Here is a 17,098-nt window from a genome sequence, read left to right on the forward strand (position 1 = left end):
GCCCGAATCGCGACTGCGCGCTGCTGAGTTTCGGGGCTAATCAAGAAAGAAAATGGAGGGAAAATGCAACGAAAGCACTATCTGATCCAGGGCGGCGGACGGGGTCTGGGCCTGGCGCTGGTCGAACGACTGCTCGAAGACGATGAACACGCCCAGGTGATCGCCACCGTGCGTACGCCAGCCACCGCCGATCGGCTGCGCGCGCTGGCCGAACGCGAAGGCGAGGACCGTGTGCAGATCGTTACGCTCGATATAGGTGATGAAGACAGCATCGCGGCCGCGCGCCAGCAGGTTGGCCAGATAAGCGATCGGCTCGATCTACTGATGATCTGTGCCGGGCTGCTGCACGACGACCACGGCCTGTGGCCGGAAAAACGCCTCGCCGATATCGATCCGGCCCATCTCATGCGCGCGTTCACGGTCAACGCCGCCGGGCCGTTGCTCATGATCAAGCATTTTCACGACCTGCTCACGCATGGTGATCGCGCGGTCATCGCCAGCCTGTCGGCCCGGGTCGGCTCGATATCGGATAACCGGCGCGGCGGCTGGTATGCCTATCGCGCGAGCAAGGCTGCCCAAAACCAGTTCACCCGTACTGCGGCCATCGAACTTCGCCGGCGCTCCAAACAGTTAATTTGCGTGGGCCTACATCCCGGCACGGTGGATACCGGCCTGTCCGCCCCCTTTCAACGCAACGTGCCCGAAAAACAGCTGCAGACAGCGGCGGCGGCCGCACAGCATCTACTGGCGGTGATTGCGCGTCTCACCCCCGAGGACAGCGGCCAGCTGTTCGACTGGGCCGGCGAAGTGATCACGCCCTAGCGATACGCCGCGCCAACGCCGCTGTTGATTATGTCGAAAGTTGCGCAGCCCACCCGTGCGCGCGATCTGTCTTTCAGCTTATTCGCATGTCTTCGCGTTCGTTGGCGCACAAACCGCTTGCTCAAACATCACCAAGACGCCCCTTGCCGAATAAACTGTTCATGCATACAGTTTACACATGCCGCATCGTCCCATCCATCACAAAAGCCGGGGTGCGTTGACCAACCCCGGGTCACGCTTTGCCAGCGCGCATGCCGTGGATTTCGACGACGGCTGGCAAACCCTGGATTTCGAAGACATCCAACGCCCGGCCACGCGCCTGCACGCAGATCCCGCGCGCCGCGTGATCAGCCGTAACAGCTCGCCGGACGTGCCCTTCGATGCCTCCATCAATCCCTACAAGGGCTGCAGTCACGGCTGCATCTATTGCTTTGCGCGGCCCACGCACGAATACCTCGACCATTCAGCAGGGTTGGATTTCGAAACCGAGATCTACTACAAGGCCGACGCGGCCGAGCGCTTCGAGGCCGAGCTGCGCGACCCGAACTATCGCTGCGAACCGATCACCCTCGGCGCCAATACCGACCCCTACCAGCCGGACGAAAAACAGCTGGGGGTGACCCGCGCACTGCTGGACGTGGCACTGCGCTACAAGCAGCCATTATCGATCATCACCAAGGGCCGGCTGATCGAGCGCGATCTGGACCTGCTCGCGGCGCTCGCCGAGCGCAATCTGGTGAGTGTGATGATGAGCCTGACGAGTCTGGACCCCGCCATCAAACGCAGCCTGGAGCCACGCGCGGCGGGACCGCAGCAACGCCTGCGCGCGATACGCGCGCTCAGCGAGGCAGGCGTGCCGGTGGGCATGCTGGTCGCGCCGGTGATTCCGGCGATTACCGATCACGAACTCGAAGCGCTGATCGAACAGGGCGCGGCCGCTGGCGCGCAAACCGCCGGCTATGTGCTGTTGCGGCTGCCACACGGCATTGCCGATCTGTTTCGTGAGTGGCTGGATACGCATTACCCGCAACGCGCCGCGCATGTCATGAGCCTGATTCAGCAAATGCACGGCGGGCGCGATTACGATTCGAACTGGGGCACGCGTATGCGCGGCACCGGCGTCTATTCCCAGCTCATCGCCCGGCGCTTCGAACTGGCCTGTCGACGCGCCGGCATCGGCGCGCGGCGGCGGATCGCCCTGGACAGCAGCCAGTTTCGGCCGCCGCCCGCCGCCGGCGACCAGCACGGCTTCGATTTCGGCTAGTCCGCCTGCAACGAATCGACCGTGCCCGCGTCGCTATCGCCGTGCACCAGCTCGGCGATCCATTCCACGAACAACGGCAGGAGCCGCGGCGGTAGATCGTGGCCCATGCCCTCGACTTCTTCGTAGCGCACATTGGGCAGATGCCGTGCCGTATCGCGGCCGTTCTTGACCGGCAATAACGGGTCGGCCTTGCCGTGGATGACCAGCGCGGGCTGGGTGATCTGGCCGAGCATCTCCACGCGCGAGGGCGCGGCCATGACCGCCAGCATCTGTCGCCGCGTGCCCGCCGGCCGATAACTGCGCTTGACGTTGCGCCGGATTTCGCTGGTCCAGTCTTCCAGGGTACGGCCGTAGTCGGGGCTGCCGATCATGCGCATCGTTTTGGCCATGTGCCGGGCGACGGTGTCCGGGTCTTTGTTCTTCGGCGCCTTGGCCAGGCGCAAGAGCACTTTCAAGCGCCCGCGCGGCAGCCGGCGCGCGCCCGATGTCGACATGATCGAGGTCAGGGTCAGCACCCGTTGCGGATAGTGACCGGCCACCAGCTGCGCGATCATGCCGCCCATCGACGCGCCCACCAGATGTGCCTGCTCGATACCTAACGCGTCCATCAGCGCCACCGTATCGGCGGCCATGTCGTCGAGCGTGTAGGCGGTGCGAATACGCCGCCCCAGCAGCGACTTGATGAAAGCGCTGCGCGCGCCGTCATAACGCGGGCCGCGGCTGCCAAGCTGGCTGGACAGACCGATATCGCGGTTGTCGAAACGAATCACGCGCAAACCGGTATCGGCCAATGCACGACAGAAGGCATCCGGCCAGCCGGTCAGCTGTGTGCCCAGACCCATGATGAGTAGCAGCACAGGATCCTCGTCGCGGCCGAACTGCTCGTAGGCCAGCTCCAGACCATTGGCCTCGACGCGATCGCTGAAGTCGGCGCCGTCCAGCGCCGGCGCGAGAAATTCCGTCATCAAAATATCCTTGCCGTCACGTCCTGTTGTTCGTCGGTGGCACGCACGCCACCACGAAAACCCGCATTTTACGAAACTGACGAAAGCCGGCCCGTACACGCGGGGCGCCGACGCTCGGCAACTGTGCCAGACGATCGCGACTCCGTAATCAGCTGAGCAATGGCTTCGTTGTTCAAAAGGAACCGCAGGTTGCGCAGATGAACAAGCGCGGCAGCTGCGCGAAACGACAGCGAATGACCGCGATGCCCTGTGTTTGATCTGTGTGACCTGCGTCGATCTGCGGACCTTTGCTTGCCGCTCTTGCCACCCAATTCAAAACACCCATGCGGTCGATCGCCCACCCCGGCCGAATCAACAAATCGGCGTAATCTGCGCAATCTGCGGATAAATGGCTTCTTGCTTATGTATGCCACACAGTGGGCTTGGCTCGAGCAGGCAGGTTGTCCGCAAATGAACGCGAATAAGGCGAAAGACAAATCGCTCGAAGGCCGTGGCTCTGCTGTTCGCGCTGCATGCGAAAGGCAATCCGCAGACGACAGCGAACGACGGCGATGCCCTATCTCCGATCTCGGTGATCTGTGTCGATCTGCGTCGATCTGCGGACCTTTGCTTACCGCTAGTGCCACCCCAGTCAAAACACCCATGCGGTCGATCGCCCACCACGGCCGAATCAACAAATCGGCGTAATCTGCGCAATCTGCGGATAAATGGCTTCTTGCTTGTGTGTGCCAACTAGTGGGCTTGTCTCAAGCAGACAGGTTCTGCGCAAATGGACACGAAGACACGCGAATACGGCGAAACGAAAGATCGGCGCAAGGGTGACGGATCAGCACCTCAAGCCGTATGCTGAACTTTGCCCATAATCAAGCGCAAAGAAACCGGCTGGCGTGACGCGGCGCCTGTTACGCAAACGGTCTTTCATTCGCGTGTATTGGCGTTCATTCGCGGACCACTTGCCGCCTTTGAACGTGGACCAGTTCACGGGCACGTCGGTTTTCACGCCTCACTGCCGAACTTTTACAGACATGAAAGAATCGCCATGAGTTTGCTCGATCGTCTTGCCGACGCCCATATCAAAGCCGCCGCCGAACGCGGCGAGTTCGACCGCCTTGCAGGCGCCGGCAAACCATTGCCGCGCGATACGGCCCGCGATGTGCCGCCCGAACTGCGTGCCGGCTACCGGCTGCTCAAGAACGCCGGCTTCGTCCCGCCGGAGATCGAAGCAAAACGCGAGATTCGTGATATCCACGATCTGCTGCGCACTGCCGATGCCGACAGCGGCCAGTCGCAACGACTGAACCGGCGACTGCGCTGGCTGGAAACCCGGTTGCGCGAAAGCCGACGCGGGCGTGCCCTGCTGGCCGATCCCCATTACGCGGGCGCGATCCGCGAGCGCTTGGCCTCGAGCCAAGACGGCGACGCACCATGACCCAGTGCCTGTTACAGCCAGCCACCCGTGCAATCGATCACCACCGCGTGGCCGAACTGGCGAATCGTATCTGGTATGAGCACTACCCCGGCATCATCAGCCGCGCCCAGATCGAGTACATGCTCGCCACCCAGTACGACATGGCCACCCTGGAGCGTCAGCAGAACGCCGGCACGCGTTTCGTGCTCGCCTGGATCGACGACACAGCGGTCGGTTTTGCCGGCGTTTCCCCCGATGCGCAGACGCGCGGGTGCGCCTGGCTCGACAAGCTCTATATTCTGGCGGCCTATCGCGGCCAGGGCATCGGCCGGCGCCTGATCGACTGGGCAGCCCATACCGCGGCCGAGCTCGATGCCACGATGCTCTATCTACGCGTGAACCGGCACAACGCGGCCTCGGTGGCCATGTATCAACATACCGGTTTCGATATCGAGCGCGAGGATGTGAAATCCATCGGCCACGGCTTCGTGATGGACGACTACATCATGCGCATGCCGATACCCGAGGATTCACCGACCTGATAGCGTCCATCGCGCTCGTGAGGCCATAGGCACAAGCGCATTCAGCCACCGCCGGTTCCCACGACGTCCGGCCTGCTGCGCGGGGCCGAGGCCTCGGCCTGCTTATTGGCTTCGGCTCGCGCCTGGGCTTCGGCTTGCGCACGAGCCTCGGTTTCGGCGGCGTGACGCGCATTGGCGGCGTCGTCCGGCGTGAGCACGAACGCGCCGACCCAGCCGGTCGCGTCGCCATCGGCGCGCTCGACCCGTCGCCAGCCAGGGCGTTGCTCAAGCAGCTTCACGGACGTGCCATAGGCCAGCCGGTCGCGCACCGACGCATCGGTGCGCGGTTCATCCCGCAGTTCGGCCGAGCCGCTGGCGACCGTATACCAGGGCCCGGCCGGTGTCGCCGGCTGCGCCTCGGTCTGTCCGTCCGTATTGGTGTCGCCCTCGGTATCGGCAATACGCTTTTGATTACGCGGCGATTGCGCGGCCTCGGCGGTCGCGCCGACATCATCGCCGCCGTTCGTCTCGGGCGCCGATTCCGTCGGCCCCTCGTCGGCGGCGACGCGTTCGTTGCCCTCATCGGCCGCGTCCTTGCGGTTGATGGTAATCAGCCGGTCGGCAATCCAGCCGATGCTGTCGTAGTCGACGAACCAGACCCGCGACCAGCCAGCACGCTGGTCGAGCAGCACACCGCTGTCCTGACGGCTGACCTGATCGAGAATCTGCGACTGCATGGAGGGCCCGGCACGCAGATTGACCAGACTGGCCATCACCCGAACCTCGGGCAGACGCACGGCCAGCCCGTTGAGGTTGTTACGTGCCTCGGGGCTGGCGTCGGCCGCACGGCTCAACCAACGCACCGCGCTCGCCCGATCGCGGGGCATACCCTGACCTTCCAGATACATCAGGGCGAGATTGTTCTGGGCCGGGGCGAAATCCTGGCGCGCGGCTTTTTCGTACCAGCGCCGGGCCGCGGCAATATCGCGGGGCACGCCGTCCCCGGATTGCAGCATGCGCCCCAGATTGTACTGGGCCTGAACATTGCCCTGCTCGGCGGCCGCCTGAAACCAGCGGCGGGCCGTTTCGCGATCACGGGCGCGGCCCAGACCATTGGCATAAAGCAGGGCCAGATTGAACTGGGCGCGGGCATCGCCGTCTTCGGCCAGGGGCGCCCAGAGATCGTGGGCAACGTCGTAGTTACCTCTCTGGTAAGCCGTGATGGCGTCCGAGAAATCGTCGCCGAAGGCCGGCAGACTCAGCATCATCGCGAGTGCCACGAACACCGGTAGCCATGGGCGGTGCCATGCGCTGCGTTTTTCAATCAAAGCTTCCATACATCCTATGCCGTTAACCGCCGCTTTCGCCCACTCTCACCGCGGCCCGCTGTGCTGATTTCTCCGGCGGGGTAATTTCGCCGGCAATCAGAAACGCGGCCACCCAGCCACGGCCCGGCGTGCCCGAAAAGCGAACTTCCCGCCAGCCGCCACGCTCGTCGACGATCTGTATCGATTCGCCGCGATGCAGCTGGCCGAGCACCGGCGCATGATTCGACGGCTGTGCACGCAGGTTCGCATTCGATGCGCCGATACGGGCCGTGCGCGCGCTCCCATCGATATCGACGCCCATCGGCGTTTCCTCCAACAGGAATGCCGCCACCCAGCCGTTGTCGCCGTCGGCCAGCGCGATACGACGCCAACCCGCCGCCCGCTCGATGATTTTAACCCGCGTATCGCGCGGCAACTGGGCGACGACTGGCGCATCGAGCGCGGGCGCACGGCGCACATTGAGCAACGCGGCCGCCACCCGTGCCGAATCGGCTGCGGGCGGCGTGCCGAAATCGATACTATCCAGACCGGCCAGCCAGCCCGTATTGCGTAATAAACGGTCCGGCGAGCCCGACGCGCTGTTGGCGCCACGCCGAGCCACCGTAGATGTTTGCACCTCACCGGCACGGCGCACGCGGCGTGCATCCAGATCGGTCAATGGTCCGAATTCGTAGCGATCGAGACGCAGTGGCCGGGCGCTCGGATCGGGCGGATCGACCAGCAACCGCTGCGCAATCCAGCCGACGGTATCCGGCGCGCCCTCGTGGCCCAGCTGCCAGACTTCGGCCCACCCCCCGCGCTGTGTAAGCACCCGCAGCTGCTCGTCGCGCTCGGCACTGGCCACGATTTCGCCGTCGCGGCCCGGCGTCCGCCGGATATGCGCCGAGCCCACACCAACCGAAGCCACCGGCAGGGCCGCGATCAACGCTGCGCGATCGCTGGCCCGGGCGCGCTCGAGCCAGGCGACGGCGCGCGCCGGATCGCGGCGCAGGCCGTCGCCTGCCAGGGTCATCAAGGCCAGATTATAGGCGGCCACGGCCAGCCCCTGGCGGGCGCTCTCCGTGTACCAGAAGGCGGCCTGGGCAGCATCACGCGGCACGCCGTTGCCCGTATCTCTCATGACCGCGAGATTGTACTGGGCGCCGGGGTGGCCGCGCTCCGCGGCACGGGTATAGAAATGCTGGGCTCGCAGCATATCGCGCGGCGTGCCCCAGCCGTTGGCGGCCAACAAGCCCTCGCCATATTGCGCGGCGACATCGCCGGCTGCGGCCAGCGGCTGCCAGATCGCATGCGCCTTAGCGTAATCGCCGCGCGCGAAAGCGGCGGCGCCGGCGGCATAGTCGCTGTCCTGCGCCTGGGCGCTCGCGATCGTCCACGCGGTGAGCAGCCACATCGTGGCAAAAACGACAGTCGCCGTAACCCGCATCGCGCGCCCCTCCCGCATCGCATGCCGTATGAGGCGCTACCGTAGCGCAGTTGGCCGCGCCCGGCACCTGCGAAGCACGCGGTCAGCCGCTGCGGCGGCGGGCGTAGCCGATCTGGCCGAGCTGGGCCTCGATTTCGGTGAGAATCGCCGGGTCGTCGATGGTGGCCGGCGTGGTCCAGTCCTTGCCGTCGGCGATTTCGCGCAAGGTGGCCCGGACCACCTTGCCGGAACGGGTCTTGGGCAGGCGATCGACGATCGCCACATGCCGAAAGGCTGCCACGGGGCCGATCTGTTCGCGCACGATCGCCACCAGTTCGGCGACGATCTCTTCGACGTCACGGCTAGCACTGGACTTGAGTACGACCATGGCGACCGGCAGCTGGCCCTTGTCGGCATCGGCCGCGCCCACCACGGCGGCTTCGGCGACATCGGCATGGGCCGCGATGACTTCCTCGATCATGCCGGTGGACAGGCGATGCCCGGCGACGTTGATGATGTCGTCCACCCGGCTCATTACCCACAGATTGCCGTCGGTGTCGAAATAGCCGGCATCGCCCGAGCGGTAATAGCCGTCGAACGTCTCGAGATACGACGATTTGTAGCGTTCGTCGTTCTGCCACAGCGTGGGGAAACAGCCCGGTGGCAGCGGCAACTTCACGCAGATATCGCCCATTTCGCCGTTGGGTACTTCTTCGCCGTCGGGCGCGAGCACGTGGATGTCGTAGCCGGGCACGGGCCGGCCTGCCGAGCCGGGCGGCACGTCAAGGTGTTCGATACCCAGCGGGTTGGCGCTCATCGGCCAGGCGGTTTCGGTCTGCCACCAGTGATCGATCACGGGTACATCCAGTTTGTCGCCGGCCCAGGCAGCCGTATCCGGGTCGGTATGTTCGCCGGCCAGAAACAGCGCGCGCAGGCTGGACACGTCGTACTGCGCGGCCAGCTCGCCGTTGGGGTCGACTTTCTTGATCGCCCGAAACGCCGTCGGGGCGGTAAAGAACACGTCTACCTTATGTTCGGCGATCACCCGAAAGAACGCGCCGGCATCGGGCGTGCCCACCGGCTTGCCTTCGTACATCACCGAGGTACAGCCCAGCAGCAGCGGTGCATAGACGATATAGGAATGGCCCACGACCCAGCCGACATCGGAGGCGGTCCAGAACACATCGTCCGGGCCCAATCCGTACACGGCGCGCATGGAATAGTGCATGGCCACGGCATGACCGCCGTTGTCACGCACCACACCCTTTGGCTTGCCCGTGGTGCCGGAGGTATACAGGATATACAACGGATCGGTGGCAGCCACCGGCACACAGTCCACGGGCTCGGCGTCGGCCAGGGCGTCGGTCCAGTCGATATCGCGGCCCGGCGTGAGCGCACAGCGCTGGGTGTCGCGTTGGAAGATCACGCAACGCTCGACGGGATGCTCGGCCAGTTCCAGGCCGCGGTCGAGCAGCGGCTTGTACTCAACAATACGCGTGGGCTCGATCCCGCAAGAAGCCGAGAGCACCAGTTTGGGCTTGGCATCGTCGATACGCTTGGCCAGTTCCGCGCCGGCAAAGCCGCCGAACACCACCGAATGCACGGCGCCAATACGCGCACAGGCGAGCATGGCGATCACCGCCTCGGGGATCATGGGCATATAGATGATCACGCGGTCGCCTTTCTCGACGCCCTGATTACGGATCACGCCGGCGAATTTCGCCACGGCATCACGCAGCTGGACATAGCTGTAGCGCTGCTGCGAATTGGTGACCGGGCTGTCGTGAATCAGCGCGGTTACATCGCCGCGCCCGGCCTCCACGTGGCGATCGAGGCAATTATCCGCGGTATTGAGTTCGCCATCGGCATACCAGCGATAGAACGGCGCACGGCTGGCGTCCAGGATCTGCTGCGGGGCGCGCGTCCAGCGGATCGCTTCGGCGGCTTCGCGCCAGAAGCCTTCGGGGTCGCGCAAGGCCTGTTCGAACTCGGCCTGATAGGTCATGCCACACTCCTCGATCGAATATCGTCTTGTTATTCCATCCAATGTGCCAGCGCGCCCGGCGCATACTCCATACGACCAAGGTGGCGCGTGCAGTGACGAAACGACTTGGGGCAGCTTTCGCGATCGTCTACATTGACGGCATGCGCTCCTCGCGACTCCTGATCGAATGTTCCGCCTGAACGGCCTGCGGCTGCTTGCCTGTGCACTGGTCGTGCTCGCCACCGGCGCCTGCAACGGCCCCTGGAACAACCCCTATCCGGATGCCGATCGCGACAGCGATATCTACTACAGCTCGTTTCGCGAGCCGCCACGGCATCTCGACCCGGCCCGCTCCTATGCCACCGACGAGGCCAGCTTTACCGGCGCCATCTACGAACCGCCCTTGCAGTATCACTATCTCAAGCGGCCCTATACGCTGATTCCGGCCACCGCCACCGCGGTGCCCGAGCCGCAATATCTCGACGCCGACGGCAACCCGCTGCCCGCGGATACGCCGGCCGCCGAGGTGGCCACCAGCGTCTACACCATCGAGATTCGACCCGGCATTCGCTATCAGCCGCATCCGGCGTTCGCGAAAAAGGCCGACGGCAGCCCCCGCTACACCGATCTGAGCGCGGCCGACATGGTGGGCATCATCCGTCCCGCGGATTTCGAACACCAGGGCACGCGTGAACTGCGCGCCGGCGATTACGTCCACGAAATCAAACGCCTGGCCAGCCCGGAAGTGAACTCGCCCATCTTCGGGCTGATGAGCGCGCATATCGTGGGGCTGGCCGAACTGCGCGAACGCCTTGAGGCCGCGCGCGCCAAGCTGGCGCCGGGCAAGTCGCTGGACCTCACCGCTTTCGATTTCGATGGCGCGCGGGTGATCGACGATCACCACTATGAAATACGCGTGAATGGCGTCTATCCCCAACTGCGCTACTGGCTGGCGCTGGCCTTCTTTGCGCCGGTGCCGCCCGAGGTCACCCGTTTCTACGACCAGCCCGGTCTGAAGTCGCGAAACATCAGCCTGGATACGTTTCCGGTCGGCACCGGCGCCTACATGCTCACCGAGAACAACCCGAACCAGCGCATGGTTCTGGAAGCCAACCCGAACTTCCACGACCAGCGCTACCCCAGCGAAGGCGAAGACGGCGACCGTGCGGCCGGCCTGCTGGCGGATGCCGACAAGAAACTGCCCTTCATCAAGCGCGCCGTGTATTCGCGCGAGCAGGAATCCATCCCCTACTGGAACAAGTTCCTGCAGGGCTATTACGACGTCTCCGGCATCAGCGACGATACGTTCGGCCAAGCCATTAATATCGACGCCGAGGGCAATCCGCATCTGACCGAGACAATGCGGGCGCACGACATGGAACTGGCCACCACGGTGCTGCCGGGCATTTTCTATCTGGGCTTCAACCTCAACGACGACGTCGTCGGCGGGCTGGATGAATCCGGGCGCAAGCTGCGTCAGGCGATCTCGATCGCTATCGATATGGAAAGCTATATCCCGCTGTTTCTCAACGGCCGCGGCATCGTCGCCCAGGGCCCGATTCCGCCGGGGCTGTTCGGCTATCAGGACGGCGAGGCCGGCATGAACCCGGTGGTCTACGACTGGGTGGATGGCGAGGCCGTACGCAAACCCATCGATACCGCCCGGCAGCTGCTCGCCGAGGCGGGGTATCCCAATGGCATCGACCCGAACACCGGCCAGTCGCTGCTGGTGAATATCGATACGCCTGCCACCGGGCCGGACTTCAAGCCCCAGATGGACTGGATGCGCCAGCAGTTCGAAAAGCTCGGCATTCAGCTGGTGGTCCGCGCGACCACCTGGCCGCGCTTTCAGAAGAAGATCGCCGAGGGCAATGTCCAGATCTATTTCGGCAGCGGCTGGATGGCCGACTATCCGGACCCGGAGAATTTCCTGTCGCAGCTCTACGGGCCCAACGGCACCGCCGAACACGACGGCTCGAACTACGCCAACTATGCCAACGACGAATACGACCGGCTGTTTCGCCAGATGCGCGTGATGGAGAACAGCCCCGAACGCCAGGCGATCATCGAGCGCATGCTGAGCATCGTGCGCCGCGACGCTCCCTGGCAATGGGGCTATTTCCCGCGCCAGTACGCGCTCTATCACCAGTGGCTGCACAACACCAAGCCCAACGGCATGATCCAGAGTTCGTTGAAATACCTGCGTCTGGACGGCGCGCTTCGTGGCGAAAAGCGCCGTGAATGGAACGACCCAGTGCTTTGGCCCATCGCTGCAGGCATCGCGCTGTTGGTCGCACTGCTGCTACCCGGCGTCTGGATTTATCGCCGGCGCGAAAACGGCACTGTTCGACGGAGCATGCGCTGATGCTGGCCTACATCATTCGCCGTGCGCTCTATGCCATCCCGGTGCTCATCGGCGTGAACCTGATCACGTTCTTATTGTTCTTCGTGGTCAACACACCGGACGATATTGCGCGCATGCAGCTCGGCTTCAAGCGGGTTACGCCTGAGGCGATCCAGACATGGAAAGCCACCCACGGCTACGACTTGCCCTATATCTATAACGAGCAAGCCGACGGTCTCGACAGCCTGACCGAGACGCTGTTCTTTCAGAAATCAGTAAAAGTAATCGCCTTCGACTTCGGGCGTTCTGATTCCGGTCGCTCGATTTCCTCAGACATTCTCGAACGCATGGGTCCGAGCCTGGCGCTGGCCGTACCCACGCTCATTGTCGGCATGCTGGTGAACATCACCTTCGGGCTGCTGCTGGTGTTCTTTCGCTCGACCGCCATCGACTGGGGCGGCGTGGTGCTGTGCGTGGTGCTGATGTCGATCTCGCCGCTGTTCTACATCATCGCGGGCCAGTACGTGGCCGGCAAGCTCATGAATCTGGTGCCCATTTCCGGTTTTGACGCGGGCTGGGACATGGGCAAGTTCCTGGTGCTGCCGGTGATCATCGGCGTGGTGGGCGGCATCGGCTCGGGCACCCGCTGGTATCGCACCATCTTCATGGAGGAATACGGCAAGGATTATGTCCGTACCGCCCGGGCCAAGGGCCTGTCGGACCTGCGGATTCTGTTCGTGCACGTACTCAAGAACGGCATGATCCCCATTCTTACCGGCGTGGTCGTACTGCTGCCGCTGCTGTTCATGGGCAGTCTGATCATGGAGTCGTTCTTCGGCATTCCGGGGCTCGGCAGCTACACCATCGAAGCCATCAACAATCAGGACTTCGCCATCGTGCGGGCGATGGTGTTCCTCGGCTCGGTGCTCTATATCGTCGGCCTGCTGCTCACCGATATCAGCTATACGCTGTTTGATCCGCGGATCCGGTTATGAGAGCAAAACGACAGCATATTAATTGTTGCGCGTTGCGCAACACGCTAAAATGATGCCGTGATCAAATCTTTTCGACATAAAGGATTGAAGCGATACTTCGAAACCGGGTCGAAGGCCGGCATACAGCCGGATCATGTCAAGCGCTTACGAATGCAACTCGCCGCCTTGAATACCGCGCAGACGATCGATGATATGGATGTCCCCGGTTTCAAACTGCATTCGCTTACGGCAAAGGGCGCTGATCGATGGTCGGTATGGGTCAGCGGCAACTGGCGCCTCACTTTCGAGTTTCGTGACGGCCACGCCCACGTACTGAATTACGAGGATTATCACTGATGACCATGCACAACCCTCCGCACCCCGGCGAATTCATCCGTGATGTCTACATGCAGCCATTCGGCATCACGGGGCGGACGCTGGCGAGCAAACTCGGCGTGTCGCCGTCCACACTCAATCGCGTACTCAGGGGAACGAGCGGGATCAGCTCCGAAATGGCACTGCGGCTGTCGAAAGCGCTGGGTCGTTCGCCCGAAAGCTGGATGGCATTACAGGATCAGTACGAGCTTTGGCAGGCGAGGCGTACGATCGACCTGGATACCGTCGAGAAAATCGAGTTCGATGCGGCCTGATCGCCTGACCGCTGCTATTTTTTACCGGCACAGCTGAAGACCTTGTACGTCCTGCTCTACACCGACGCGCTGATCTACCTGCTGCTGATTGCGATCGCGGTATTCGTGGTGTGCGCGGCGCGCAGCAAGCCGTTGCGGGTGCCGTGGCTGCGGGTGTTTGCCCGGCCGGTTGGGATGGTCACGCTAGTGATATTGCTGGCCTACACGGCCATCGGCGTGCTCGACAGCATCCACTACCGGCCGACGGTAACCAACGAGGCCGGCGAGACCCGCATTTCGGGCGAGGTCGTGAGCGTGCTCGATACGATCGCCGCGCCGTTGATCGAACACACCGAATACACCTATTCAGCGCCGTTCGCCCTGCACTCCTACGTGCAGCAGGTGGTGACTGCAGCCGATGGCAGCAAGGCCCAGGTCTATCCGCGTCTGGCTCATGCGGGCACATCGCTCAACGACAGCGGCCTGACCCGCGGCGAGGATATCGCCCGCCGTGCGGCCCGGGGCGCGGGATGGGGTCTGGCGGTGTGGCTGGCGCTGTGCGTGCCGTTGATCGGACTGATCGCGGCCCACCAGCAAGTGCCGCCGGCCACCGTGGCCCGCGCTATCCTGCGCGATACCACGCCCCTGGCCTGGCGGGCGGCGCTGATCACGGCCGGCGTACTCGCCGTGCTCGTGGGCGCGACCGCCGCGCTGGCGGTCGAATATCACGTGCTGGGTACCGACAAGGTGGGCCAGGACGTGCTCTATCAGGCAATCAAGAGTATCCGCACGGGCCTGGCCATCGGCACGCTCACCACGCTGGTGATGCTGCCCTTCGCCCTGTTGCTGGGTACGCTGGCCGGCTATTTTCGTGGCTGGGTGGATGATGTCATCCAGTATCTGTATACGACGCTGTCTTCGATTCCCGGCGTGCTGCTCATCGCCGCCGCGGTACTGATGATGCAGGTCTATATGGAGAACCATGCCGAGGCCTTCGGCTCGACCACGGCACGGGCCGATCTGCGGCTGTTGTTTCTGTGCCTGATTCTAGGCATCACCAGCTGGACCGGGCTGTGCCGACTGCTGCGCGCCGAAGTGCGCAAGCTTTCGGAGCTGGATTACGTGAGTGCGGCGCGTGGGTTGGGCAGCTCGCCGATGCGCATTCTGGGCCGCCACATGCTGCCCAATGTCATGCATATCGTGCTGATTCAGGTGGTACTGGATTTCTCGGCCTTGGTGCTGGCCGAAGCGGTGCTCAGCTATATCGGCGTGGGTGTGGACCCGACCATGAACAGCTGGGGCAACATGATCAACGCCGCGCGCCTGGAAATGGCGCGCGACCCGATCGTCTGGTGGCGCCTGGGCGGCGCCTTCGTGTTCATGCTGGTGCTGGTACTGGCCGCCAATCTGTTCGCGGACGTCGTACGCGATGCCTTCGACCCGCGCCTGCGCGGCGACGCCGGCGGGCGTGCCGTCAAGCGCCGGGCCCCGGCCGAGCCGGCCGGCGGCGCCCGCTAGGCGAGCTATTGACCGCGGCTGGCGCTCAGCCAGCCGCCTCGACAAGCGTCGTACCACGACGATACCGCCGTACCACATAGGCCACGAGCGCGGCCCACAGCACGAGCCCACCCAGCAGCAGCGAATTCACCACGGCCGCATCGACGCCTAGCGAGCCCAGTACGATACGAGCATTGGTCAGAATGATCGCGCCGCCGACGATTGCCGCCAGCACCTGGGCGGGCAGATAGCGCACGAGGGCGGCGGCGATCGGCGCCGCGATCAGCCCGCTGACGGCAAAGATCGCCACCCACGACCAGTTGATGCCATGTAGGCCGAGCACGGCCAGGAACCCCAGCGAGCCCGCGAGCGTCACGGCGAACTCGCTGGCATCGACGGTGCCCACCACGCGCCGCGGTTCCATCCCGGCATGGGCCATGAGCGTGGGCGTGGCGATCGGCCCCCAGCCACCGCCGCCCACACTGTCGAAAAAGCCGGCGACGATCGATAGCGGCACCGTTTTCCAGTGCGACAGCAGCTTCTTCTCCCGCGTTTTACGCAGGCCGAGCACGACCGAAGCGGTGACGTACACGCCCAGCAACAGCAGGAAGGCCGATACGAACGGCTTGATCAGATCGCCCGAAATCGAGCCCAGAAACAACGCACCGACGAAGGCGCCGATCGCGCCCGGTACGACCATGCGCTTGAGCAGGGCGACGTCGACATTGCCGAACCGGTAATGCGCCGTCCCAGAGGCGGCGGTCGTCGCGATCTCGGCGAAATGAATCGACGCCGATGCCACCACCGGGCTCACGCCCAGCGCAATCAGCATCGTCGACGAGGTCAGCCCATAGCCCATGCCCAGCGAGCCGTCGACCAGTTGCGCAACGAAACCCGCAATACCGAACAAGATAAGTTTTTGCACACGAAACGCCGGACGATGAGATCAGGACGCGAACTCTATCCGGCCCGAATACTCGACAAAAAAGAATATTAATTGAAATACAAATCACTTTTCCATCTATAGGAAGCTGCCTTGACTGCTTGAGCAGCGCCGGGGGTGGGCTCAGGACCTGTAGGGTGGCGGTTCAAAATCGCGTCGAGCCGCGAACATGTGGGATTTCATCAGCGCCAACGCCCAGGTGCTTACGCTGTGCATAACGGCTGCCACGCTTGTCGTCTGGACCGTTTATGGCCAGCTGATGGCCAAGGGCCTGTATCGCAGTCAGTTGCCGCGACTGTTCTTGAAGCAGGCCGGCGGGCGCGGCCTGCAGTCGCGCTGCTATCTCGCCAATATGGGGCTTGAATCTGCCTATCTGCGCTCCGTATTTATCGATATAGAAACCAGCGACGGCCCGTCACGGGGCACGGTCAATGCCTATCAGCCCGCCAGCACGACCGAAGCAGACGGCGGCAAGACCCGCACTGGCGTATTAGGCCCGGTTCCGGGCAATGCCCATATCGACCTTGGCCGATTCAGCGATCTGCTCGAATCCAGCGCCTTCGACGCCGGCCTGACCGCCAGCCGCAAAGCGCCCGTGTCCACGATTAACCTGCAGCGCTTCACCGTTACCGGGATCCTGAACTACGGCCCGGACGAAAAACTCATCGGCGCGGTGCGCGACTTCAGCCTCGATTCCGCGGGCGAAAACGTGGGCCCGACATCGGTGGACACGACACTATTGAAGGGATGGCGGCACAGGCGGCGTCTCAAGCGCGACCTGCAACGGGTAATGCGCAGCGACTACTAAGGCCGCCTCGCCGGGCCGCCCAGCGCCCCTCACGAGAGTACGTAGGTACAACTTCTGAGGGTATTGATGCGCATATACCGGCCTGATTCAAAAGGCGCATGGTCTGGGCTCAGCTTCAAATCAGGCCTTTATATATGGTCACTCTGGTTGGCAACGAATCGAATAAGCAACACCCTTTCTGTAAATTCGCGATCCTAACGCTGGCG

The 17,098-nt window shown here is 63.5% G+C and carries 15 protein-coding genes; 10 read left to right on the forward strand and 5 right to left on the reverse strand.

Annotation, left to right across the window (positions count from 1 at the left end; translation table 11 throughout):
- Window positions 1-63 precede the first annotated feature (63 nt).
- Together T5B8_RS19530 and T5B8_RS19535 are read left to right on the forward strand one after the other, a co-directional pair.
- Entirely contained in the window at window positions 64-822 is a 759-nt protein-coding gene (locus T5B8_RS19530; RefSeq protein WP_353180951.1) for an SDR family NAD(P)-dependent oxidoreductase, read from the forward strand.
- A gap of 178 nt (window positions 823-1,000) precedes the next feature.
- Window positions 1,001-2,086, forward strand: a complete 1,086-nt coding sequence (locus T5B8_RS19535) for a PA0069 family radical SAM protein (RefSeq protein ID WP_353180952.1) — start codon at window positions 1,001-1,003, stop codon at window positions 2,084-2,086.
- Here T5B8_RS19535 and T5B8_RS19540 read toward each other — a convergent pair.
- Window positions 2,083-3,051, reverse strand: coding sequence for an alpha/beta fold hydrolase (locus T5B8_RS19540; protein WP_353180953.1), 969 nt, complete (start codon window positions 3,049-3,051; stop codon window positions 2,083-2,085). The genes T5B8_RS19535 and T5B8_RS19540 overlap by 4 nt on opposite strands.
- 1,039 nt (window positions 3,052-4,090) lie before the next feature.
- On the opposite strand from T5B8_RS19540, the gene T5B8_RS19545 reads away from it, so the two are divergent.
- Both T5B8_RS19545 and T5B8_RS19550 read left to right on the forward strand, forming a co-directional pair.
- Window positions 4,091-4,480, forward strand: a complete 390-nt coding sequence (locus T5B8_RS19545) for a DnaJ family domain-containing protein (protein ID WP_353180954.1) — start codon at window positions 4,091-4,093, stop codon at window positions 4,478-4,480.
- Window positions 4,477-5,001, forward strand: coding sequence for a GNAT family N-acetyltransferase (locus T5B8_RS19550; RefSeq protein WP_353180955.1), 525 nt, complete (start codon window positions 4,477-4,479; stop codon window positions 4,999-5,001). The genes T5B8_RS19545 and T5B8_RS19550 overlap by 4 nt, the downstream gene beginning before the upstream one ends.
- Before the next feature lie 41 nt (window positions 5,002-5,042).
- On the opposite strand, the gene T5B8_RS19555 is transcribed toward T5B8_RS19550, so the two are convergent.
- From T5B8_RS19555 to T5B8_RS19565, 3 genes are all read right to left on the reverse strand, one after another.
- Entirely contained in the window at window positions 5,043-6,317 is a 1,275-nt protein-coding gene (locus T5B8_RS19555; RefSeq protein ID WP_353180956.1) for an SH3 domain-containing protein, read from the reverse strand.
- A gap of 13 nt (window positions 6,318-6,330) precedes the next feature.
- The gene (locus T5B8_RS19560) at window positions 6,331-7,734 is read right to left on the reverse strand and encodes an SH3 domain-containing protein (RefSeq protein ID WP_353180957.1); all 1,404 of its coding nucleotides are present in this window, start codon (window positions 7,732-7,734) and stop codon (window positions 6,331-6,333) included.
- An 82-nt stretch (window positions 7,735-7,816) separates the two neighbouring features.
- Entirely contained in the window at window positions 7,817-9,718 is a 1,902-nt protein-coding gene (locus T5B8_RS19565; RefSeq protein ID WP_353180958.1) for an AMP-binding protein, read from the reverse strand.
- Between the two features lie 166 nt (window positions 9,719-9,884).
- On the opposite strand from T5B8_RS19565, the gene T5B8_RS19570 reads away from it, so the two are divergent.
- Genes T5B8_RS19570 through T5B8_RS19590 form a run of 5 tightly spaced genes read left to right on the forward strand, consistent with a single transcriptional unit; the run spans window position 9,885 to window position 15,162 of the window.
- Window positions 9,885-12,062, forward strand: coding sequence for an ABC transporter substrate-binding protein (locus T5B8_RS19570; RefSeq protein ID WP_353180959.1), 2,178 nt, complete (start codon window positions 9,885-9,887; stop codon window positions 12,060-12,062).
- Complete coding sequence (locus T5B8_RS19575; protein ID WP_353180960.1) at window positions 12,062-13,036, forward strand: ABC transporter permease; 975 nt, start codon at window positions 12,062-12,064, stop codon at window positions 13,034-13,036. The genes T5B8_RS19570 and T5B8_RS19575 overlap by 1 nt, the downstream gene beginning before the upstream one ends.
- A 57-nt stretch (window positions 13,037-13,093) precedes the next feature.
- Window positions 13,094-13,372, forward strand: a complete 279-nt coding sequence (locus T5B8_RS19580) for a type II toxin-antitoxin system RelE/ParE family toxin (RefSeq protein ID WP_353180961.1) — start codon at window positions 13,094-13,096, stop codon at window positions 13,370-13,372.
- Window positions 13,372-13,665, forward strand: a complete 294-nt coding sequence (locus T5B8_RS19585) for a HigA family addiction module antitoxin (RefSeq protein ID WP_353180962.1) — start codon at window positions 13,372-13,374, stop codon at window positions 13,663-13,665. Before T5B8_RS19580 ends, T5B8_RS19585 begins: the two co-directional genes overlap by 1 nt.
- A gap of 42 nt (window positions 13,666-13,707) precedes the next feature.
- Window positions 13,708-15,162 (forward strand): ABC transporter permease, encoded by a 1,455-nt coding sequence (locus T5B8_RS19590; RefSeq protein ID WP_502950820.1) that lies wholly within the window; start codon window positions 13,708-13,710, stop codon window positions 15,160-15,162.
- Between the two features lie 25 nt (window positions 15,163-15,187).
- On the opposite strand, the gene T5B8_RS19595 is transcribed toward T5B8_RS19590, so the two are convergent.
- Window positions 15,188-16,066 carry a sulfite exporter TauE/SafE family protein gene (locus T5B8_RS19595; protein ID WP_353180963.1) on the reverse strand — a complete coding sequence of 293 codons (879 nt, stop codon included), beginning with the start codon at window positions 16,064-16,066 and terminating at the stop codon, window positions 15,188-15,190.
- 187 nt (window positions 16,067-16,253) lie between these two features.
- Here T5B8_RS19595 and T5B8_RS19600 point away from each other — a divergent pair, with 187 nt between their 5' ends.
- Window positions 16,254-16,892: a hypothetical protein gene (locus tag T5B8_RS19600; RefSeq protein WP_353180964.1), complete on the forward strand. Its 639-nt coding sequence runs from the start codon at window positions 16,254-16,256 to the stop codon at window positions 16,890-16,892.
- Window positions 16,893-17,098: the final 206 nt, after the last annotated feature.

The organism is Salinisphaera sp. T5B8 (assembly GCF_040361255.1).
GTDB lineage: Bacteria > Pseudomonadota > Gammaproteobacteria > Nevskiales > Salinisphaeraceae > Salinisphaera.

What these genes read in the sequence shown, in the direction of transcription:
- T5B8_RS19570 (WP_353180959.1), top strand. Translation starts at nt 9,885, where the DNA reads ATGTTCCGCCTGAACGGCCTGCGGCTGCTTGCCTGTGCACTGGTCGTG.
- T5B8_RS19560 (WP_353180957.1), bottom strand. Translation starts at nt 7,734, where the DNA reads ATGCGGGTTACGGCGACTGTCGTTTTTGCCACGATGTGGCTGCTCACC.
- T5B8_RS19550 (WP_353180955.1), top strand. Translation starts at nt 4,477, where the DNA reads ATGACCCAGTGCCTGTTACAGCCAGCCACCCGTGCAATCGATCACCAC.
- T5B8_RS19555 (WP_353180956.1), bottom strand. Translation starts at nt 6,317, where the DNA reads ATGGAAGCTTTGATTGAAAAACGCAGCGCATGGCACCGCCCATGGCTA.
- T5B8_RS19530 (WP_353180951.1), top strand. Translation starts at nt 64, where the DNA reads ATGCAACGAAAGCACTATCTGATCCAGGGCGGCGGACGGGGTCTGGGC.
- T5B8_RS19600 (WP_353180964.1), top strand. Translation starts at nt 16,254, where the DNA reads ATGTGGGATTTCATCAGCGCCAACGCCCAGGTGCTTACGCTGTGCATA.
- T5B8_RS19535 (WP_353180952.1), top strand. Translation starts at nt 1,001, where the DNA reads ATGCCGCATCGTCCCATCCATCACAAAAGCCGGGGTGCGTTGACCAAC.
- T5B8_RS19545 (WP_353180954.1), top strand. Translation starts at nt 4,091, where the DNA reads ATGAGTTTGCTCGATCGTCTTGCCGACGCCCATATCAAAGCCGCCGCC.
- T5B8_RS19540 (WP_353180953.1), bottom strand. Translation starts at nt 3,051, where the DNA reads ATGACGGAATTTCTCGCGCCGGCGCTGGACGGCGCCGACTTCAGCGAT.
- T5B8_RS19575 (WP_353180960.1), top strand. Translation starts at nt 12,062, where the DNA reads ATGCTGGCCTACATCATTCGCCGTGCGCTCTATGCCATCCCGGTGCTC.
- T5B8_RS19585 (WP_353180962.1), top strand. Translation starts at nt 13,372, where the DNA reads ATGACCATGCACAACCCTCCGCACCCCGGCGAATTCATCCGTGATGTC.
- T5B8_RS19565 (WP_353180958.1), bottom strand. Translation starts at nt 9,718, where the DNA reads ATGACCTATCAGGCCGAGTTCGAACAGGCCTTGCGCGACCCCGAAGGC.